This is a genomic window from Streptomyces sp. PTL18, assembly GCF_059510295.1.
This window is the reverse complement of the sequence record NZ_JCAJZO010000021.1, coordinates 1-19,862: the sequence shown is the minus strand read 5'-3', so window position 1 is coordinate 19,862 and position 19,862 is coordinate 1. Positions and strand designations below refer to the sequence as shown.

At 67.7% G+C, this 19,862-nt stretch carries 16 protein-coding genes and 2 pseudogenes; 9 read left to right on the top strand and 9 right to left on the bottom strand.

What is annotated here, in order from left to right:
- Positions 1-201: 201 nt before the first annotated feature.
- Genes AC5WS8_RS29765 through AC5WS8_RS29755 form a run of 3 tightly spaced genes read left to right on the top strand, consistent with a single transcriptional unit; the run spans position 202 to position 2,522 of the window.
- Positions 202-1,698, top strand: a complete 1,497-nt coding sequence (locus tag AC5WS8_RS29765) for a DEAD/DEAH box helicase (RefSeq protein ID WP_496106595.1) — start codon at positions 202-204, stop codon at positions 1,696-1,698.
- Between the two features lie 45 nt (positions 1,699-1,743).
- Complete coding sequence (locus AC5WS8_RS29760) at positions 1,744-2,145, top strand: CBS domain-containing protein (protein WP_496106594.1); 402 nt, start codon at positions 1,744-1,746, stop codon at positions 2,143-2,145.
- 50 nt (positions 2,146-2,195) lie between these two features.
- Complete coding sequence (locus AC5WS8_RS29755; protein ID WP_496106593.1) at positions 2,196-2,522, top strand: SCO5918 family protein; 327 nt, start codon at positions 2,196-2,198, stop codon at positions 2,520-2,522.
- A 56-nt stretch (positions 2,523-2,578) separates the two neighbouring features.
- On the opposite strand, the pseudogene AC5WS8_RS29750 reads toward AC5WS8_RS29755, so the two are convergent.
- Positions 2,579-2,735 (bottom strand): annotated as a pseudogene (locus AC5WS8_RS29750) (IS30 family transposase); the annotation flags it as partial.
- Positions 2,736-3,757: 1,022 nt separating this feature from the next.
- Between AC5WS8_RS29750 and AC5WS8_RS29745 the strand changes: the two are divergent.
- The 3 genes from AC5WS8_RS29745 (at position 3,758) to AC5WS8_RS29735 (ending at position 6,644) form a co-directional block, all read left to right on the top strand.
- Complete coding sequence (locus tag AC5WS8_RS29745; RefSeq protein WP_473884799.1) at positions 3,758-4,102, top strand: MerR family transcriptional regulator; 345 nt, start codon at positions 3,758-3,760, stop codon at positions 4,100-4,102.
- Positions 4,103-4,377: 275 nt separating this feature from the next.
- Positions 4,378-4,767, top strand: a complete 390-nt coding sequence (locus AC5WS8_RS29740) for a hypothetical protein (protein WP_496106592.1) — start codon at positions 4,378-4,380, stop codon at positions 4,765-4,767.
- 191 nt (positions 4,768-4,958) lie between these two features.
- Positions 4,959-6,644, top strand: coding sequence for a ribonuclease J (locus AC5WS8_RS29735; RefSeq protein ID WP_496106591.1), 1,686 nt, complete (start codon positions 4,959-4,961; stop codon positions 6,642-6,644).
- Between the two features lie 406 nt (positions 6,645-7,050).
- On the opposite strand, the gene AC5WS8_RS29730 is transcribed toward AC5WS8_RS29735, so the two are convergent.
- Together AC5WS8_RS29730 and AC5WS8_RS29725 are read right to left on the bottom strand one after the other, a co-directional pair.
- Positions 7,051-8,169: a fatty acid desaturase family protein gene (locus AC5WS8_RS29730; protein ID WP_496106590.1), complete on the bottom strand. Its 1,119-nt coding sequence runs from the start codon at positions 8,167-8,169 to the stop codon at positions 7,051-7,053.
- Positions 8,170-8,176: 7 nt separating this feature from the next.
- Complete coding sequence (locus AC5WS8_RS29725) at positions 8,177-9,232, bottom strand: ferredoxin reductase (protein WP_496106589.1); 1,056 nt, start codon at positions 9,230-9,232, stop codon at positions 8,177-8,179.
- A gap of 87 nt (positions 9,233-9,319) precedes the next feature.
- Here AC5WS8_RS29725 and AC5WS8_RS29720 point away from each other — a divergent pair, with 87 nt between their 5' ends.
- From AC5WS8_RS29720 to AC5WS8_RS29710, 3 genes and pseudogenes are all read left to right on the top strand, one after another.
- Entirely contained in the window at positions 9,320-10,459 is a 1,140-nt protein-coding gene (locus tag AC5WS8_RS29720; protein ID WP_496106588.1) for a PucR family transcriptional regulator, read from the top strand.
- Positions 10,456-10,584, top strand: a complete 129-nt coding sequence (locus AC5WS8_RS29715) for a hypothetical protein (RefSeq protein ID WP_267911787.1) — start codon at positions 10,456-10,458, stop codon at positions 10,582-10,584. The genes AC5WS8_RS29720 and AC5WS8_RS29715 overlap by 4 nt, the downstream gene beginning before the upstream one ends.
- A gap of 358 nt (positions 10,585-10,942) precedes the next feature.
- Positions 10,943-11,528 (top strand): annotated as a pseudogene (locus AC5WS8_RS29710) (transposase); the annotation flags it as partial.
- A 948-nt stretch (positions 11,529-12,476) separates the two neighbouring features.
- Here AC5WS8_RS29710 and AC5WS8_RS29705 read toward each other — a convergent pair.
- The 6 genes from AC5WS8_RS29705 to AC5WS8_RS29680 form a co-directional block, all read right to left on the bottom strand.
- Positions 12,477-13,418, bottom strand: a complete 942-nt coding sequence (locus tag AC5WS8_RS29705; RefSeq protein WP_496106587.1) for a PIN domain-containing protein — start codon at positions 13,416-13,418, stop codon at positions 12,477-12,479.
- 113 nt (positions 13,419-13,531) lie between these two features.
- Entirely contained in the window at positions 13,532-14,398 is an 867-nt protein-coding gene (locus AC5WS8_RS29700) for a hypothetical protein (RefSeq protein WP_496106586.1), read from the bottom strand.
- Between the two features lie 599 nt (positions 14,399-14,997).
- Positions 14,998-16,158, bottom strand: coding sequence for an SAVED domain-containing protein (locus tag AC5WS8_RS29695; RefSeq protein WP_496106585.1), 1,161 nt, complete (start codon positions 16,156-16,158; stop codon positions 14,998-15,000).
- Between the two features lie 133 nt (positions 16,159-16,291).
- Complete coding sequence (locus tag AC5WS8_RS29690; RefSeq protein ID WP_496106584.1) at positions 16,292-18,037, bottom strand: ThiF family adenylyltransferase; 1,746 nt, start codon at positions 18,035-18,037, stop codon at positions 16,292-16,294.
- Positions 18,034-19,044 (bottom strand): SMODS domain-containing nucleotidyltransferase, encoded by a 1,011-nt coding sequence (locus tag AC5WS8_RS29685; RefSeq protein WP_496106583.1) that lies wholly within the window; start codon positions 19,042-19,044, stop codon positions 18,034-18,036. Before AC5WS8_RS29685 ends, AC5WS8_RS29690 begins: the two co-directional genes overlap by 4 nt.
- Positions 19,045-19,201: 157 nt before the next feature.
- Complete coding sequence (locus tag AC5WS8_RS29680) at positions 19,202-19,477, bottom strand: helix-turn-helix transcriptional regulator (RefSeq protein WP_451576485.1); 276 nt, start codon at positions 19,475-19,477, stop codon at positions 19,202-19,204.
- Between the last annotated feature and the right edge of the window lie 385 nt (positions 19,478-19,862).

Sequence of the window (19,862 nt, the reverse complement as noted above, 5' to 3'; positions counted from 1 at the left end):
TACGCACCCGTCATGGCTTCATAGCGGCGGACGCCCGAACATTGCGTTCGCTTCGCGCCACTCATTCCAGCGCCTGTGCCCGCACGGATTTTCCGTCGGTCAGATTCGCTGTCGCATTCCACCGGTCCATTCTTGCAATTCTCTGTGCTGCTCATCGCTGCGGGAATTCCTTGATATGTGCCGCATCGAGGAAGGTTCCGCATGAACCGCACACGCACGAACGACCGCTTCACCCGCACCCGTAACGGCAGTACCGACTCCGGCAGGGGCGGCAGCCGATTCGGCTCGTCGGCCAGGAGCCGCTCCGGCGGGCCGAGCCGCTCCGGTGGTTACGGCCGCCGGCCCGCCGCGGTCCAGGGCGAGTTCGCGCCGCCCAGGACGATCACACCCGCGCTCCCCGCCGTGGAGGGCTTCGCCGATCTCGACATGCCAGGGGCACTGCTGGCTGCGCTCAGCTCGCAAGGCGTGACCGTACCCTTCCCGATCCAGGCCGCGACCCTGCCGAATTCCCTCGCCGGCCGGGACGTATTGGGCCGTGGCCGCACCGGCTCCGGCAAGACCCTCGCCTTCGGGCTGGCGCTGCTGGCCCGTACGGCCGGGCAGCGCGCCGAGGCCAGGCAGCCGCTGGGGCTGATCCTCGTACCCACGCGTGAGCTGGCGCAGCAGGTCACCGACGCGCTCGCCCCGTACGCCCGCTCCGTGAGGCTGCGGCTGGCCACGGCGGTGGGCGGAATGCCGATCGGCAGGCAGGCGAGCGCGCTGCGCGGTGGCGCCGAGGTCGTCGTCGCCACGCCGGGACGCCTCAAAGACCTCATCGACCGTGGCGAGTGCCGGCTGGACCAGGTTTCCATCACCGTCCTCGACGAGGCCGACCAGATGGCCGACATGGGCTTCATGCCGCAGGTCACCGCCCTCCTCGACCAGGTCCGCCCCGAAGGGCAGCGCATGCTGTTCTCCGCCACTCTCGACCGCAACGTCGACCTGCTCGTGCGCCGCTACCTCAGCGACCCCGTCGTGCACTCCGTCGACCCCTCGGCCGGCGCGGTCACGACGATGGAGCACCACGTGCTCCACGTTCACGGCGCCGACAAGCACACGGCCACCACCCAGATCGCCGCACGCGACGGCCGCGTGATCATGTTCCTCGACACCAAGCACGCCGTCGACGGCCTCACCGAACACCTCCTGAACAGTGGGGTACGGGCCGCCGCCCTGCACGGCGGGAAGTCACAGCCCCAGCGCACCCGCACGCTGGCACAGTTCAAGACCGGACACGTCAACGTACTGGTAGCGACCAACGTCGCGGCGCGCGGCATCCACGTCGACAACCTCGACCTCGTCGTCAACGTCGACCCGCCGACCGACCACAAGGACTACCTCCACCGCGGCGGCCGTACCGCCCGCGCAGGAAAGTCCGGCAGCGTCGTCACCCTGGTCACCCCCAACCAGCGCCGCAGCATGACCCGCCTCATGGCAGCGGCCGGCATCGTCCCGCAGACCACCCAGGTCCGCGTCGGCGAAGAGGCTCTGCACCGCATCACCGGCGCCCAGGCCCCCTCCGGCATCCCGGTCGTCATCACCGCACCGGTGGTCGAACGCCCCAAGAAGCGCGGCGCCACCTCACGCGGTCGGCGCCGCCCCGTCTCGGCGGCCCGCCGCGCGCTCGTACGGCAGTCCACCGCCGGTGCGGCGGCATAGAACCTTCGTGTCAGGAAGCCCGCCCAACTTCGCAGGAGGCACCCTTTGACGCTGGACCGGACGCAGTTCCGCTCAACACGTACCAACGCCGTGCAGACGGCGGCCGATCCCGCGGACGTGGCCGGACCGCAGGTCTGGGAGGACATGACCGTGGAGGTGGCACTGTCCGTGATGGCCGCCGCCCGTACGGGTCAGCTGGTCGTCTGCGACGAGGACGGTCTGCGCACCGGCCTGGTCACCCGGGACCGGCTCACGGCCGTTCGTGACGGCTCCGGATACACGGACCGGATCCGCCTGCGGGACATCGCCGACGTCATCGGGCCCTTCGCCTCGCCGCTGGCCACGAGGGCCGAAGCCGAGCGTGCGATGCGCTGCCGCCGGCTCGGGGCCCCGCCCGTGGTCGACGGACACGGCAACGCTCTGGGCGTCCGAGCCCTCTCTCGCTGAACCGCCGTCACCCCTACCCGGCCCCGTCTTCTCTTCTCCCTGGAGGCATCATGCGCTGTGTCATCGCTCGCTTCCCGTTCGACCTGACCAAGAGCGGCGTGGTGGAATCGATGAAGGGCGTCACACCTGAGCTGGTCACCGGTGAGTTCGTCATCATCGGACGACGCCACTACCCCGCCAAACAGGTCGGCCAGGTCATCACCCGTCAGGACCGCCGTGATTTCAGCACCGGCGAAGTCCTCAGGGCCATGACCCGACTCGGATTCACCTGTCGCACCCGCACTACCGCCGCGTCTGCGCCCCTGGCCGACCCGTACGGGCCGGCTTCCGCAACGCTCGGCGCTCCCCCTGTCCGCCTGACGTACGGACAGGTGTGAGCCGAACCGAACCGTGAGACCCCACCGGCGTGGGCGAATTCCAGGCGGTGAGTTGATCAGGCGGCGAGCAGTTCAGACAGACGCTCGGCTGGGGTCTCCCAGCCGAGCGTTTTGCGTGGGCGGCTGTTGAGTTCGGTGGCGGCAGCGTCCAGGTCCTCGCGGGTGTGGCGGGACATACGGTGCCCTTGGGCAGTACTGCCGCAGCAGGCCGTCGTCAGGGCCGCCATCGTGCTGGCCGACGACCCCGGCGGACATCCGGCCGGCCGCCTGCTGTGACCGTCCCTGGGCGCCGGAACCTGCCGCAGGTGTCTACCGGGCCGCCAGGTAGCCGGCGCCCCGCTCGGCTACCTCATGGAGAGTCCGCCGCCGGGCCGGTGGCCGATCCCGCCAACCAACGCCCTCCAGGCCGTCGGCCGCCCGCTGAGCAGACTCCTCCAACGACCGCCGCCGCGGCCCCCTGCTGCGGCCAGCCTCCCGCCGTCGTTCATGGAAGCGGGTCGGCCGGCCTCCGCGCACACCGGAACCCTGCGGATCACTCACGGGCCAAGATCATCCCATGGCCCGTTTGGCGCGCGTACCTCGGCGGCCCGGGGGCGGCGGCAGCCCTCAACTCAGGGCCGTGATCAATCTCAGCGCGAACGGCTGTACCGATGTAAAGGCCGGTCTCCCCGGCGGTCATGCGCTGTCGCCCCACCCTGGATCGGTCTTGTGCCTCCAGGCTCAGCATGTGGTCGCCGAGCCAGGAAGCAACCCGGGGACAGCACTCTTCCGAGTGTATCTACGGAAGAACCAGACACTGACCATGGAGAAAACCTGTCGTGACGACAGTAGACATTGGTCCGTCGCAGGGTTACTGTCTTTGTCGTACCCAGGAAGTCGAAGTGGGCACGGCAGACACGAACTGCCATGCCGACAGGTCAAGCGGGACACGGCCCAAGAGAGTCGTGAGCAGTACCCGCGAAATCCAGCAGTATCACCGAGTAACCGAAGGTAAGGAGCGAGACGCCATCAGGATCGCCCGGGCGAGGAAGCAGTCCGCCCGGGTACCGCAGGCCCCGGATTGGAAGGTGGTCCCCGGTCACGCATCCGCGATCCCCGCAGTCCCGCCCTCCCAGGCGGACCTTGCGGACATACAAGGCCGGCGCAGTTCGCCGGTAGATGGTGTTGAAAGCTCGGGGCCCGGGTGCCAGTACGGCGCCCGGGCCCCCCGACGCGTCCCCCGGAAGAAGAGGTCTATGCCCCCTGGCAGTTCCCGCGCCGTCACCCCTCTCGATGACGACGACTACCCCGCCTACACCATGGGCCGGGCCGCCGACATGCTCGGCACCACCCCCGCCTTCCTGCGCGCCCTCGGCGAACACCGCCTGATCACACCTCTGCGCTCCGAAGGCGGCCACCGCCGCTACTCCCGCTACCAGCTGCGCATCGCCGCCCGTGCCCGCGAACTCGTCGACCAGGGCACCCCCATCGAAGCTGCCTGCCGCATCATCGTCCTCGAAGACCAACTCGAAGAAGCGCAGCGCATCAACGAGCAAATGCGCACACAGGGCCCCGAGCCGCAGTCGAAGAACTCAGCCTGACCGAACGCCGGCACGAAGACACGGACGACGCTCCCGGCCCGCCACCGACTGGACCCCACCATCGGCCCCTGAAGCGAGCGCCCCTGACTGCCACAGGGCAAGGACCCCGGCGATCACCACGCTGGGGTCCTTCACTGTCCAAGACGGTTCCCCAGTCCCGGGCCGGAGACCTGCCAGCGCGCCGGTTGCCCATCGGTGGCCCGCCAGGCCCAGTGAGGCACACGCCTGCCGCGTCGACGTCCGTGCCGTCCCGCGCGCCTGGCACGATGGTTCTCATGCAGCCGCTGCCGGCTCCCTACCCCGCCGACCTCATGCCCGACGCGACGGGCATGGCGGCCTTCGAAGCGGCGTACCGGCAGGCCAAGGAGCAGGACGCCGTCTTCGTCGCCATCGAGTCTCTGGGCGAGCACTGGACGGTGAAGGCCGACATGATCACCGCCCCGCAGCACGCCGTCGCCGACTCGGTGTACGACGCCATCCGCGCCGCGGTCATCCAGATGATCCGCGCCGGCGAGATCCGCTCGGACTCCTCCGCGGGGCCGGTCTACTTCGTACTGCACGACGTGGCAGACGAGAGCCGGGCCCACGAACTCGCGGCCGCCCTGCACGCCGCCCTGTACGGAAACCTGGCGCCGCTCGCCCGCGCGATGGCCACCGCATCCTGACCAGCCGCCTTCAGGACTCCAAGATCATCTCGTGGCGGCTTTTGAGCTCACCTTGGCCGGACCCCGCCTTGACCCCTCCCTGTCCGGCCGCCGGTGTCATCAGATCGTCCCCGGACACCGTTGTGGTGCCCCGACCCTGTCGCGAGGAGGTAATGGATCACCCCGTCCCGCTCTCCGGGTACCGTCAGGGTATGAGTCATCCGCACCCCGAGCTGAAAGCCGCCCCGCCCCTTCCCGAAGGAGGGCTGCGGGTCATCGCCCTGGGCGGCCTGGGTGAGATCGGCCGCAACATGACCGTCTTCGAGCACGCGGGCAAGCTGCTGATCGTCGACTGCGGCGTGCTGTTCCCCGAGGAGACCCAGCCCGGTGTGGACGTGATCCTGCCGGACTTCTCCTCGATCCGGGACCGCCTGGACGACATCGTGGCCGTGGTACTCACCCATGGCCACGAGGACCACATCGGCGGCGTGCCGTACCTGCTGCGGGAGCGGTCCGACATTCCCGTCGTCGGCTCCAGGCTGACGCTGGCGTTCCTGGAGGCCAAGCTCAAGGAACACGGAATCCGGCCGCGCACGGTGCGGGTACGAGAGAACGACCGGCGTGGCTTCGGGCCCTTCGACTGCGAGTTCGTGGCGGTCAACCACTCCATCCCCGACAGCCTCGCGGTCGCGATCCGTACCCGGGCCGGGATGGTGCTGCACACCGGCGACTTCAAGATGGACCAGTTCCCCCTCGACGACCGCATCACCGATCTGCGCGCCTTCGCCCGCCTCGGCGAGGAGGGCGTGGACCTGTTCCTCGCCGACTCCACCAACGCCGAAGTACCCGGCTTCACCACCTCCGAGCGTGAGCTGAACCCGGCGATCGAGCAGGTGATGCGCACCGCGCCGCGCCGGGTCATCGTCTCCAGCTTCGCCAGCCACGTGCACCGCATCCAGCAGGTCCTGGACGCCGCTCACCAGCACGGCCGCAAGGTCGCCTTCGTCGGCCGGTCGATGGTCCGCAACATGGGCATCGCCCGTGACCTGGGCTATCTGAAGGTCCCCTCCGGTCTGGTCGTGAGCACGAAGGAGCTGGAGAAGCTCCCGGACCACAAGATCACTCTGGTGTGCACCGGCTCCCAGGGCGAACCGATGGCCGCGTTGTCACGGATGGCCAACCGCGACCACGTGATCCGCATCGGCAAGGGCGACACCGTCCTGCTCGCCAGCTCCCTCATCCCCGGCAACGAGAACGCCATCTACCGGGTGATCAACGGACTCACCCGGTGGGGCGCCCACGTGGTCCACAAGGGCAACGCCAAGGTGCACGTCTCCGGGCACGCCAGCGCCGGCGAACTCGTCTACTGCTACAACATCGTCAAACCCCGCAACGTCATGCCCGTGCACGGCGAATGGCGCCACCTGCGGGCCAACGCCGACCTCGCCATCCGTACCGGTGTCGACCCCGAACGGGTCGTCATCGCCGAGGACGGCGTCGTCGTCGACCTGGTCGACGGGCGCGCGTCCATCACCGGCAAGGTCCCCGCCGGCAACGTCTACGTGGACGGCATGGAAGTCGGCGGCGCCACCGAAGCGTCCCTCAAGGACCGCCTCACCCTCGCCGCCGAAGGCGTGGTCACGGTGGTGGCGATCGTCGACGCGGACACCGGCGCCCTCGCCGAGGCCCCCGACTTCCTGGCCCGGGGCTTCGTCCACGACGACGCCACCTTCGAGCCGGTCATCCCCGTCATCGAGAAGACCCTGGCCACCGCGGCCGAGGAAGGTGTCGGGGACGCGCGCCAACTCGAACAACTCCTCGCCCGCGCCGTCGCGAACTGGGCGTTCCGCACCCACCGCCGCAAGCCCCTCATCATCCCCGTCATCATCGACGCCTGAGCCACACCCGGGCAGGCGTCCGGGGGCGGACGCCGATGTGCACCAGGTGAAACCCGGCGACGAGTCGGTCCTGATGTCCAGCCTCATCACCGGCCCACCGGCCCACCGGCCCACCGGGTCGGCCCGGGCGGCCCGGTGGTGAGCGCTGCGCGGGCATCCCGCAGCACCTCCAGCAGCGGCCGAAGGAGGAGAGAAAGTCCGTCAGACATGACGCTCATTTGACGCTCCGGCCGCCTCACAGCCCGCGCCCAAGGCAGGAAAACCCCATGTGATCTGCAGATTCTCCTCCCGTCCACACACCTTGTGACGTGTTTCCGATGACGCATCACGTGGAGTGTGTGGCGATTCCGGAGCCTGCGGACAAGAGCGCCTGACCTCGGGTGCGTGAGCCAGGCGCTTGTAACAATCAGGCGGCGACGAGCTCCTGCTCACGGTCCGGCGTTTTGACCTCGGTCTTCTTGTTCGGCAGCGAGAGCCGGAAGACCTTGCGCCACGCGGAGAACACCTGTTTGGGCAGTGGCCCGGTGACGTACTCCAGCTCGTACTTCTCGAACAGCGCGCGCACCTTCACCGCGACCTCGGCGTACCGGTTGCTCGGCAGGTCCGGGAACAGGTGGTGCTCGATCTGGTGCGACAGGTTGCCGGTCATGAAGTGCATGGCCCTGCTGCCGCTGATGTTCGCCGAGCCCATCATCTGGCGCAGGTACCACTGGCCGCGCGTCTCGTCCTTGATCGACCGGCGCTCGAAGACCTGCACGCCCTCGGGGAAGTGCCCGCACATGATCACGGAGTGGGACCAGAGGTTGCGGACCAGGTTTGCGGTGAACGTGGCGGCGAGCGTGGGGAGGAACGACGGGCCCGACAGCAGCGGGTGGATCACGTAGTCCTTGAGCACCTGCTTGCGGATCTTGCGGCCCACGGCCTTGGCCCGCGCGCGGAACTCCGGGTTCTTGCGGCGGCGCTTGTGCAGATTCTTGCCGAGCTCCAGGTCGTAGGCGGCGATGCCGTACTCGAAGAAGCAGGCGTTGATGAAGTTCCACAGCGGCTGGCCGAGGTGGAACGGGTGCCACTTCTGGTCCTCGTCGACGCGCATGATGCCGTAGCCGAGGTCGTTGTCCTTGCCGATCACGTTGGTGTAGATGTGGTGCAGCTCGTTGTGCGAGTGCTTCCACTGGTCGGCCGGCGAGACGTGATCCCATTCCCAGGTGGTGGAGTGGATCTTCGGGTCCCGCATCCAGTCCCACTGGCCGTGCAGGATGTTGTGGCCGATCTCCATGTTGTCCATGATCTTCGCCACGGACAGACCGGCGGTGCCGATCAGCCACGCGGGCGGGAAGATCGAGAACAGGAGCACGCCCCTGCTGACCAGCTCGAGCTTGCGCTGCGCCGAGATGACCTTACGGATGTAGGCGGCGTCTTTCTCGCCGCGGCCGGCGATCACCTCGTCGCGGATCGCGTCCAGCTCGCGGCCGAGCTCCTCGATCTGCTCCGCGGTCAGGTGGGCGGTGGGGTCGATGGCGGTCAAGGTGTTCCTACCGTTCGATGTCGCAGGGTCCCGCCGCGGCGGACACGCAGGTCTGGATGAGGACGCCCGGCTCGGCCTCGGTGATCTCGCCGGTGCGCAGGTCGCGGACGGCGCCCGCCTTGAGCGGCGTGACGCAGCCGAAGCAGATGCCCATGCGGCACCCGGAGGGCATGAGCACGCCGGCCTCCTCGCCGACGTCCAGCAACGGCGTGGCGCCGTCCGCGTCGACGGTCTTGCCGGTGGCGCTGAACGTGACCTCGCCGCCGTCGCCGGCGGCGACGATGCCGGGGCGGAAGCGTTCGGTGTGCAGGCGCTCTTGGACGCCGTGCTCGGTCCAGTGCTCTTCGGCGGCGTCGAGCAGGCCCGCGGGCCCGCAAGCCCAGGTCTCGCGCTCGGCCCAGTCGGGCACGAGTTCGTCGAGACGGGCGATGTCGAGCATGCCGTCTGTGTCGGTGTGCACCTCAGTGAGCCGCAGCTTCTTGTCCGCGACCAGGTCGTGCAGTTCGTCGCGGAAGATCACGTCCTGCGGCTGTGGCGCGCAGTGGACCATGACGACATCGTCGAACTCGGTGTCGCGCAGCATACCCATCACGGGCGTGATGCCGCTGCCGGCCGTCAGGTAGAGCACCTTGGCGGGCTTGGCCTGCGGCAGCACGAAGTCTCCGGTCGCCTGGTCGAGCTGGATCAGCGTGCCCGGTTTCGCCCTGCGGACCAGGTGGTTGCTGACCTTGCCGTCCGGGATCGCCTTCACGGTGATCGTGACGCGGCCGTCCTGGCGGTTCGTCGGCGAGGTGATGGAGTAGGCACGCCACAGGCGTACGCCGTCGACGTCGACCCCGATCCGCACGTACTGACCGGCTGTGTGGCCGCGCCAGCCCCGTCCCGGCCTGATCACGACAGTCGCGGCGTCATCCGTCTCGGGGTGCACGGCCTCGATGCGCCCCCGCAGGTCGGCGCCCGCGCGCAGTGGGCTGACCAGGTCGAGGTAGTCCGACGGCAGCAGCGGCGTCGTGACCATCTCCAGCAGTTTCCACGCCCTGCTGCGAAGGGCTGCACTCGTCATGACTCCAGCTTGCTGCGTCTCAGGGCGTAAAGTCCTGACCGTAGGACGTGAATCTGGTGGGTGGAATTGTTCGCAGGGAATAAAAACGTGAGTCGTCTAACCCAGAGGGCCAGCGAACTGGCCCTGGATGAGACGACGGTCACCGCACTTCGGGCCGCGCTGAAGACCACCGCAGACGAGGTCGTCCAGGCGATCATCGACGAGGTCCCTTCCTACGCCAACGCCCTTTCGGGCCACATGGGCGGCACCATCCGCCGAGCCGTTCGCACCGCCCTCGGGCACTATCTGGACCTCGCGAGCGGGAACGCCACGGGCGGCGACGGCGGTGACGCGGCCTACGAGCTGGGCCGCGGCGAGGTGCGCGACGGCCGCTCGATGGACGCCCTGCTCAGCGCCTACCGCGTCGGCGCCCGCGTGGCCTGGCGATGCCTGGCAGCGGGCGCCGTGTCCGCAGGTCTGCCCGCCGCCGAGGTCGCCAAGTTCGCCGAACTGACCTTCGCCTACATCGACGAGCTCTCCGCCGCGAGCGCCGCGGGCCACGCCGACGAACTGGCCGCCCGGGGCAGGGCCCACGAGCGCCACCTGGAACACCTGGCCCGCGACCTCCTCGCCGGCGCGAGCCCGGACGTGCTGCTGGCCTCTGCTCAACGGGCCGGATGGCAGCCTCCGGTTACGCTGACGGCCGTCCTGCTGCCCGCCCCCCAGGCCCGGCCCGCCTACCGCGCGCTCGACCCGAGCACCCTCGTCCTCGACGATCTGCCGGACGCCACCGGTGTGCTGCTCGTCCCCGATGGCGACCGATCACATCTCGTGCGGCAGCTGACCGACCGCACCGCCGTGGTCGGCCCGGCCCGGCCATGGACTCGTGCGTCATCCTCGTACGCACGAGCCGCACGCGCGCGCTCCCTCTCCTCTGATATCCGCGACACCGAGGACCACCTGCCCGAGCTGGTGCTGAGCGCCGACGTTGACGCGTACGCGGACCTGCGTGCCCGAACCCTCGCACCGTTGCGCACCTTGCCTGTCGCGACCGCACGGCGGCTGGAGGAGACGTTGCGGGCGTGGCTGCTGCACCAAGGCAGGCGGGACGAGGTGGCGGCGGCGTTGTTCGTCCATCCCCAGACAGTCCGGTACCGGATGTCGCAACTGCGGGAGCTGTTTCCGGATCTCGCATCGCCACACCGGGTCCTTGAACTGACGCTGGCGGTCGGTCTTCGGGCCAGTTGACGCGTACTTCGACCGTCCACGAACTCCCGGCGGATCCCGGCATCGTGCTCGGTGTCTACCTGGACGTCCTTGCAGCCGGGACGGTTCGGGTGAGCGACGCGATCAAGGTGCAGCAGGTCGGCTGACAGGGAGCGTTCCACCACGAGTCGCCCACCTGCCGATCCGTCAGGCCCGCGTCTCGCACGACCAGCCACACCCGGTCGCGATTGAGCGGGAGTTGGCCGAGGAGGACGCCGGTCGCGTCGATCAGGATGTTGGCGAAGGCTGGAGCGACCGGGTTGAAAGGGCGGACTGTCGGCCGTGACGCCCCGTTTGACTCCCTGGGCACCCGCATGCATGGCGATGGGCCAGGAAATGGGATCTGACCTCGGGTTTTCCGAAGATCGCTCAGGTTGACATCCTTCCGATGACCCACCAGGTCGGTGTGCAGCGATTGACCCGGGCGCGAAGAGATCCTGAGCTGCGGTGGTGAGCGCACAATAGCTGAGGGAGGAACTGGCCGGACTGGGCAATGCAGAGCTCTTCCGCACCTGCGCAGGGCTCGTCGACGACAGCCTGAACCATGAGGCCGGCGAGGGATCGGTGCTCCACGCCACCCACGTGACCCTGGGACTCCTGGCCCGGCGCATCGGGCAGCTCAGCGACGATGTCCCGGGAACTGGAAGGCCGCCTGACCTGGCTGGTGGAGCGCCACGCTCCGCAGCTGCTCGAGGTGGTGGGCACCGGTCCGGACACGGCCGCCACTTTGCTGATCACGGTGGGGGACAACCCGGAACGCCTGGGCAGTGAGGCGTCTTTCGCGGCGCTGTGCGGGGTCAGCCCCGTCGAGCGTTCCTCGGGTAGTCGGCAGTACCGGCGCCTCAACCGGGGCGGCGACCGGCAGGCCAACGCCGCCCTGCACCGCATCGTCTTCACCCGCCTGCGCCACGACCCGCGCACCCAGGCGTACTACGAACGCCGCACCCAGGAGGGCAAGACCCGGCGTGAGATCATCCGATGCCTCAAGCGATATGCCGCCCGCGAGGTCTTCCACCTGGTCAGACCGGTTTCCCACATCCCCGCGTTATAGGGGCGTCCGTGAGACGTGAGAGGGTCTGGGGCGTGAGTGAGACACCCCCGAACACCCTGCAATACCGCTTTGACGGGCCAGAAGACGCTCCGGTCCTGATCTTGGGTCCCTCACTGGGTACCACATGGCACAGGTTGTAAAGACCGTCCAGGGACGTCTACGCCAGTCCAGCGGGGGCATGAAAGCGCAGGTCAGAGCCTCCTGGTCCGGGAAGGGCCGCCCAGTTGGTGATTGCCGTGTGATACGCGGGTGATACGGCGAGGCCCCACCGGGGTCGGTCCTGACGAGATCTCTGCGCGGATCCGTGAGAGGGTGAAGCCGCACCGGAGTACTTCGGTGCGGCTTCTCTGTGAGTTCGAACGCGCTGGCGCGCACGATGCGGTCGGTGACTCGTGCGGTCCGTGTGCCTGTGACTCTTTCGGGTGCCTGATTTGCGATCGCACCCGCTCATCCGTCTGCACGAGGGGTGCGTACCCTCCCCAGCGCGATCGGGTCATGTGAGTGCGGGAGCAGGAACGGCCGGATCGACTAGGGCCCTTCTTATGGATCATCCATCCGCGAACCGGCTGCACGGATTTCGCGCTGCGCTTGAGCGAGACGACGCCGCAGGGCGACGCGCGACACCAGGACTCTCTCGCGGCTAACGGACGGTCCACATGTCCAGGACTGCATCCTGGAACGACGAGTGCTATGCCGTGGCCGCCAGTCTGCGCCACTTCCTTGAGCAACTTCGCGATGTCATAGGTCAATTCGCCGCCACAGGGCACCCGGGAGTCTCTGAACTTCATGCACCGCCTGTCCACACACGTCTTCCGTGGCTTCGCGGAACCGCGGCCAGAGCCTTGTAAAACGGTTCTGACTGCGGCGCCGTGAACGATCTACTCGGAGGCACGGGCCGATGAAGCACCGGTCGTAGCCGTCACGGAAGGCCGCGGTCCCAAGGCGGGACTACGTGTCGTCACCGTCCTCGGGGACGTCGACGCTGATACTCGCGAGATTCGCCTCTCGGTGCTTCGCACCGAAGCCGTCCTCGGGGATCAGGTACTTGTCCGGTGGGAAGCCCCAGGGCAGGCACCAGGTCATGGCCTTGCCGCGCATCCCGTTGTCGCGCGTGATGACGGTGATCTGACGCGGTGCTATGGCCTGCTGCAGGTGGGCCGCGCGGGCCACGGCTTCGTCGTCGTTGTTCGGCAGGCGTCGGTGCCCAAGCTCGTCGCGTAGGACCTGGACCTCGGTGCCGTCGTGCAATTCGAAGCGACCTTCGGTGGACAGCCCCTTGAGGACGTCGCCCAGCAGCTCGTAGACCCCGCGCGCCCGTTTCCTGATCTTCTCGCTGCCCTCGGAGTAGGACTTGGTGTCGATCTCTTCCACCACCACGTGCGGGATCACCAGCGTCGCCGGGCCCTTCCCGCACACCCGAGACCACGGGATTTTGTCGAAGCGCTGACAGTGCAGCAGGGTGTTCGCGTCCACGACCAGCACACGCTGCCGGTAGCTGCGGTACTCCTCCACGGTCTGCCGCATCTGGTTCTGCAGTTCCATGAAGTACGTCGCCAGCTCGTCCAACTCCCAGTGCAGCAGCAGCGCGGTTCGGTAGGGCGTCAGGGGGCTGCGCACGATGTGGCTGTAGTGCTCGCCGCGCAGCCGCGCTGGCACCGCCGGGTCGGCGAAGACATCCGCCAGTTGCCGGGCGGTCGTCGCGGTCCACTCGGTGTACTGCCGTAGCGTCACCACCAGGTCGGGCCCGGCCAGCTTCGAGGGTTCCACACCCGCCAGCATCGGCTGGGCGAAGTTCGGGACGGAGTTGCGGACGTCGTTGAGGCCGCCCTGGACCAGGTCGTCCAGGAACCTGATCGCCTTCTCGCAGGTGACCCCGGGCCGCAGCAACATGGACGACTCCCTTGCTTCTCGGGCTGCCGCACCCTTGCGGGCGACTTCGCCAGCCACATCGTGGCAGCCGATCCCGGCAGACGGCCACCGAGATCCGCGAGCCTTGACAGCGATCAGGGCTGAGTTGGTTCGCTGGCCGAGCCTCTAGCCCCTCGCGCACCAAGGCTCTGCAGCGCGACGTCCTCTGCCGGCATGGTGTGAGTGCCAGTGAGGTCGTCGACCACGGCGAGGTCGAGTTCGGCGGCACGCTCCCACATGTACATCTGCTGCTCAGGGGTCAGGCCCAGCGCCTCGTCAGAGGCGATGAGTTGGAGAGCGGCGGCGGCTAGTCCTGGCGCAGCCGCAGCCACGGCCTGGCGCATGGCCTCGTCGGCGGCATCGGCCGCAGGCAGGTCCGCGGCGTAGCGCGCGGCCATCCCGTGGACCTCGACCGCCCGAGCGCTGATCCGCTCCAGGGCGGCGTTCACGCAGGCATCGCCTTGGTCGGCGCGCAGCACGGGGTCCACCCGGTGGTGGCCCGCGGTCGCGGCGGCCGGTCGCGGCGGTACGTGCTCGGGACCGGATTCCTGGGCGAGCTTGGGGTGGGTGGCTGCAGCGACCCTCGGTGAACGGCTGCGCAGCTTGTCCACGCGTTGGCGCACCCAGGCGTTGACACGAGGGCGGGCGGTGGCGTAGCCGCGGGCCGCCGCGTCAAAAGCGAGGTCCCCCAACCACTGGACCACCTCGCGGGCGAGCAAGTCCGCGAGGTAACGGAGGAACTCGTCGTCGTGGGACCGGTGGTCGTAGCCGTCCTGGTAGCCAGCGGCGTACCGGTCGGGGGCGTCAAAGAGTTCGGCCTGGCCGATGAGCGAGTTGTCCCGGTCGTCGCGTACGTTGCCGCGCATCCCGTTGGAGGAGGCGCGGGAGCAGTCGAGGTGGGTGCCGGCGGGATACACGGCCACCACCAGCCTGCGGTTCGGCGGCCGTTCGTTGTCAGACATGGAAGCACTGTAGGAGGCGGCACTGACAGCACGGGGGCGAAGCCACCATCGCGTGAGTGACGCCGAAGGCGCCCTTGGCGGGGAGCCCCGGCTGGACACGGGGGCGGCGGGCGACTCCGCCACCTCAGAACACTGCCGTCTTCCGATCGGGAGCAAGAGCTCGGCAGGCCAAGCCAGAAGTCCAAGATCATTCACGAAATCGCGGCCAGAACCGAATTGTGGCATCGCTACACGCCGCTCGTTGCCGGACGCTGTCCGCAACCCGGAACCTGACCGGGGGCCAGGGCGTCGTGCCACAATGCAGTTCAGGCGACTTATTGTAGGCCCCCGCTATAGGGGCTTGAGAGGCGACCGTGCTTCGCGGGCTGTACGAGGCGTCAATCCTGCGAGGGAACGCGACGGTTTGCCGCGACCGGTGCGCTCTCGCGGCGACGCCCCAGGAGCAGCACGGGGTAAGGCAAGTGCTGCCCTTTGTGGAGTCGTAGTCGCTTACGCAACAGTTGGCGGAACTCGGCGGTCACGGTGCTGCAGGTCCTGATCGCACGGCAGTTGGGGCACGCAATCATTGCTGCAGGCTTTTGCCGCCTTGTGCGTGACCGTCAAGAGATGCGCAACGCTGCCGTGTACTGGCCGGCGGTGCGGTCATAGATGACCAGGTCGGGGTGAACGTTGGCATCGTGGACACGGCCGAGCGTCACCGCAGCTGACACGGGGATAGCTGCCAGTATGTGCAGACGTCGTAGGTTCTTGTGGTTGGCCTCCAGCTCGGAGAGCAGTTGCCGGAGCACCGAGGTGAACTCGTTGAGCGTGGGAACGGAATTGATTACGTCGACGGACGGGGTGACGTCGTGCGGGTGAATCGTCCAGCGCGGAAGCAAGGCAAGCTGTTGGGGTAGCTCTTCTGCCTGGATCGATCCGGAGATGTTCAATATCAGCACTCCGTCAGAGGCGTCAGGGGCAGGAGAGAGAGGCGGCTCGGTGACGAAGCGCACCATCCGGTCCGTCGTGTCGGGCCAGGACCAGGATTCCGTGCTGCGGTGCCGTTGGTAGATGGAGACGGTGAATGTGTCGTCCAAGCGGGAGCCGAAATAGGCAAGCAGTGGCAAGCGGGCGAAGGCGAAGGCACTCACGTGGTGCACTGAGTCCTCACGCAGCGCTTCCGCCAGCTTGTGTTCCAGGACCCGATCGATTTGCTGCTGGCACTGTTCCCAGTACGCTGGCCCGCCGGCCTTCTCACCGGGTATGCGTCGTAGATCGATCTCGAAGCCGTCGCCGTGCAGGCTGAGGGGGAAGTCGGGGAATCGCTCTTCGGAGCGGATGACGGCCTCGGCGGCAGTGGGCTTGGTGAGTTCGACTTCCTGGCCGCGGACTTGTCCGATCAGCCGGATTACCACGGTGCCGGTTTCCGGGTTAAGAGCGGTCAGCCGCCGGATCCACTCCTCCCGATCGCGCTTGATGCGCCGGAGCCGTTCGACCGTCATGACGTCGAGAGAGCCCTTGCGGTCGATTTCGTTATGCTCACCGCGGCACAGCAGCATGAGGTTGTCAGCCAGGTCGCGCTGGTCCTTCGGGAGGGGGTCCATGCCGCGCGGTGACTTCGGCGTTGCGTCCTGCCCCACGATGTGGGCGAGCTCTCCGAGGGTGAAGTCCTGATAGGTGAGTTTTCCCTCGAGAAGGTAGGTTCCGCAAAGTTCACATCGTCCGCCGGCGCGGACCCAGACCTTGAGCCGCTCGATGTCGGGGATGGACTTGCGTGCCACAGGTCGACTCCTCTTGGCGCAGGCGGGGGTTGAGTGTGTCGTGGGCCTTGGTTCGGGGACACCGGTCTGTTGCTGTGGTGCCGTGCAGCGGAAGTATGGGGTATGGGCGCTCGGTCTGGCCGCACCGGCCGGGCTAGGGGACATGGGGAACGTAGTGATGATGCGGTCCGCTGCGGGCGTGTGGAAGAGCGACCAGGTGGGTTCCCGACTTCGACGCGGCCAGCTGCATGCCGAGAAACGTGGTGAGCGTGGCGGCGACGGCGGCGAGGTCGGCTGAGGATCCGTGGAAGGTGGGAACGGAGCAGCCGCGGGTCGGTATGAGTTCGTCGTCGGGCTCTGCTTCTTGCCACAGGGCGTGGTACAGCTCGAGTTGGTGGTCGTCGAGTACCGAGGGGCCAGCCAGGGAGTCCAAGCTGTGGGGGCCTTGGAGGGTTCCCGGTGCGCAGACGGTGAGGATGCCAAGTGTCCCGGTGCGGGTGTCTGTGGCGATCTGGGCGAGGGTTGCCTTGCGGTTGGGTGTGCGGGCGAGGACATCGAGGCATTGCCCGATGGCCAGGCTGACCGTGGCGTCGATCACGAGGTCGGCGTGGTTCATGATCTGTTCGGCGTCCTCGGGGACGAGGCCCTCGGCGATGTCGACGGTCAGGCGGTCGTCGATGTTACGCAGTCGGTCAGCCAGTGCGGCGGCCTTGGCCGCGCCGAGGTCGGTCTCGAGGAAGTTCTGCCGGACGAGCAGCCCGCCGGTGACGACGCTGGGGTCGCACAGCGTGATGCGTGCTGCTCCTGCGCGTGCGATGAACTCGGCGGTCCAGGATCCGATGCCTCCGCAGCCCCAGATGTGGATGTGTTTGTGCTGGTAGCTGTTGACGGGGCGGTTGTCGTCGCGGCGGGTTGTGACGGTATGCCGTTCGTCGGACACTCGGCACCACTCGATCGGGAGGGCCGGGTTGACCGCGCTGGGGGTGAGAGTGCTCAGGCAACCGGGCTGGCGCCTTGCGAGGCTGCGGAGTTCGTTTGCGGCGCTTGCGGGGATTCGGCCCGCGAGCAGATGGGGTGGGCCTCCGGCGGGGTGGGGTACGGCCAGGAGGAGGTATTGGGGTGTGTCCTCAGCGTTTCTCACCACGCTGGTCGCGAGGGAGGTCAGCACGGCCGGCGCGAACGGCCTGGCGGTGGGGGCACGGCTGGCGAGTGGCGCATCGATCTGCCGGAGGAGTTCGACGAGTGTGGTGCCGGCTCCCATTGGCAGGGGCGCGGGGAGGATGATGACCGGCAGGCGTGCCGTGGGAGGTTCTTGTGGAGTGAAGGTGAGGTCCAGGCGCTGAGCGGTCCTTGGGATCAGGTATGCGGCCTGGACGCACTTTCCGAGCACGGGTTCACGCACAACGATGGTGGGTGTTCCTGCGGACTGATGCAGGACCCCGCCGACCGCGTGATAGAGGGCGGTTGAGGGGTTGAACCGGTTGCCGGCGGCATCGCCGAGCCAGGCCCACAGGCGGTTTAGGCTGGAGCGGATGCCGCCTGCCGGGTTCCATTCTCGCGCCGGGTCCAGGTACAGGCACAGCCGGTGGCCCTGCAGGACGTGGGGGTATCCGATGAACCGGGTGTGCGTGACGTCGACCTGCGGGGGGAGCAGCGGGGAGGACGGGACGCGGAGAACGAACCGCTCGTGCGGCTGAAGCCGAATCCCTCCCTCCACCGAGACGGTCCCCCTCGTGTCGATCTCGATCGTGATTGCCAGGGCGCCGTCGTCCGTACGGTCAGGCACTCCCACCACGCGCAGGGTGTCCGGCTGCTCGGCGCCGATCGCGCGGAGATCCGCGAGCGCCTGTCTCTGCCACGGTGTGGGAGCGCCGAACCGCCCGGGCTTTCGCTTGCTCATCCAGCGCGCCCCGACCGCCCCGTCGTCGTCACGGCGGCCACGGACGCGGCCGCGACGGGGAACTTCGCGCTCCTCTGCTGGGCGTCGGGCTCCTTGAAGCCCGTGCCGAACAGACCCTGCCACAGCTCGATGCTGGTCTCCTTGTCCGCATGGTGGTAGGCAGCCTCGATCTCCTCCGTGTGCACGCTGATCCGCTCGCGGAAGTAGGCGTAGGTGTCCTGGGTCCAGCGGTGGTCAAACGTGACGCCCGACCCGGAGGGGTCGGCGATGGACGGCTTGTTGGGGTTGGCCTGCAGGTAGGTGTTGAGGTCCTGGACCAGGTGGAGCAGGGTCGTGGGGACGTTGGCGTAGTAGCCCGGATCGATCAGCGTCTTGGCGTCGCTGACCTGGTTTCCGAGCAGAGTCGTGAGGATGATCGACCGGGTTCCGGTGAAGGATTTCTTGTGGTCGCGCAGGTACTTCAGCAGCCGGATGACCCTGCGCAGGTTCCCGCCGGTGATGTCGTCCTGATTGCGCATCCAGGCCGTGAAGCCCTCGGGGTCCGTCGCCTCCCAGCAGTTGTCGTCCCGGTTGACGATGACGTCGCGGCCGTCGCTGAGCTGGACGTACGGGACGATGTCCACGTGCATCAGGTTCTTGTATTCCAGACGCACGCAACGGCACTTGCGCGAGTGCGGCATCTCGCGGTAACGGCTGTGGCGGTCCAGTGCCGCGTAGACCTTGTCGATGTAGGTCTTGGGGCTGCCGTGCCAGTCCGGGTTCTCTTCCATCAGAAGGAGGAAGTCGGCATCGAACTCCTTGTCGCCGACCGGGTTGATGATGGTCCTCTGCGCCCACGAACCTTGCGGGATCTTGTCGAGGACGAGGTGTCCGATCTCCTCGTCCGACTTGAGGGCTCGGTAGACGCTGTCCACTCGGTCGTCGAGCATGTCGAGCTTGGGCCGGCTCAGGTTGACCGCGTCCGTGAGGAGCGTGTTGAAACAGGTGGTGAGCTGCACTGGCGCCATCCCGTAAATCGTCTTCACTGAAGATGATGACACCGTAGCGTGGGGGTACGACAGCGACGGTGACACGGCTGGCCAGTCTGCCTTCAAAGCGGGGTAGTGAAAGGGCGCGCTTGGAACGACGAAGCACCCCCGGAAGCGGAGCCTCGTCGAAGCTGGCTTAGGGCGTGGGGCGGCATTCGGCACGGGCATCGTTATACTCCGGATCTCCGCTTTCGAGGACGCGGAGTAGGGACGCCGTGACAACACGCGTCTTACGGCCGATGCGTAGCACACGGCACGGAAACTGCCCGTTGCGGATCAGGTCGTATCCCTTGGCCCGTGAGAATCCCAGCGCCTTTGAGGCGTCCTCCACGCTCCCCGTTCCGCCCCAGGTGGCGCGGATGTGAGCGGGGCTATAGCGAGGGCCCAGAGTCTCTTCGATGTGCGTGTGCATTCCGATTACTTTCGTCTTGGCGGGTAGCCCGTGCCGGGCCTACGGACACCGCATGCGCCGGTCATCGCGGTGACCGTCAATACTCCGCGTTATCGCCGGTTTGGCTAACCGGCGATTTGGGGCTATGTTGCCTCGCTCGCCGTGGAGGGGCTCACTCTGACAGCGTGAGGCACGATGCCGGAGAGTAGTCGGCAGAGTCCAGCACTTGACTGTATTGCCCAGCACTGTGACGAACGGCTACCACGGATGAGTTGGGTGTTGCCTGGGTCACAGTTCGCCCCGTTGCGCCACTGCAGGTCAATTGGGGTCTGGCTCTTCGGAGTCAGGCCCCTTAATTTTCACCGCGCTGGATAGGTGCTGGATTTTCTGACCCCTCGTCACCTGC

Bases quoted from the DNA above. Each gene is read 5' to 3' on its own strand.
- AC5WS8_RS29765 (WP_496106595.1), top strand. From the start codon at position 202: ATGAACCGCACACGCACGAACGACCGCTTCACCCGCACCCGTAACGGC.
- AC5WS8_RS29755 (WP_496106593.1), top strand. From the start codon at position 2,196: ATGCGCTGTGTCATCGCTCGCTTCCCGTTCGACCTGACCAAGAGCGGC.
- AC5WS8_RS29745 (WP_473884799.1), top strand. From the start codon at position 3,758: ATGCCCCCTGGCAGTTCCCGCGCCGTCACCCCTCTCGATGACGACGAC.
- AC5WS8_RS29740 (WP_496106592.1), top strand. From the start codon at position 4,378: ATGCAGCCGCTGCCGGCTCCCTACCCCGCCGACCTCATGCCCGACGCG.
- AC5WS8_RS29735 (WP_496106591.1), top strand. From the start codon at position 4,959: ATGAGTCATCCGCACCCCGAGCTGAAAGCCGCCCCGCCCCTTCCCGAA.
- AC5WS8_RS29725 (WP_496106589.1), bottom strand. From the start codon at position 9,232: ATGACGAGTGCAGCCCTTCGCAGCAGGGCGTGGAAACTGCTGGAGATG.
- AC5WS8_RS29705 (WP_496106587.1), bottom strand. From the start codon at position 13,418: ATGTTGCTGCGGCCCGGGGTCACCTGCGAGAAGGCGATCAGGTTCCTG.
- AC5WS8_RS29700 (WP_496106586.1), bottom strand. From the start codon at position 14,398: ATGTCTGACAACGAACGGCCGCCGAACCGCAGGCTGGTGGTGGCCGTG.
- AC5WS8_RS29690 (WP_496106584.1), bottom strand. From the start codon at position 18,037: ATGAGCAAGCGAAAGCCCGGGCGGTTCGGCGCTCCCACACCGTGGCAG.
- AC5WS8_RS29685 (WP_496106583.1), bottom strand. From the start codon at position 19,044: ATGGCGCCAGTGCAGCTCACCACCTGTTTCAACACGCTCCTCACGGAC.
- AC5WS8_RS29680 (WP_451576485.1), bottom strand. From the start codon at position 19,477: ATGCACACGCACATCGAAGAGACTCTGGGCCCTCGCTATAGCCCCGCT.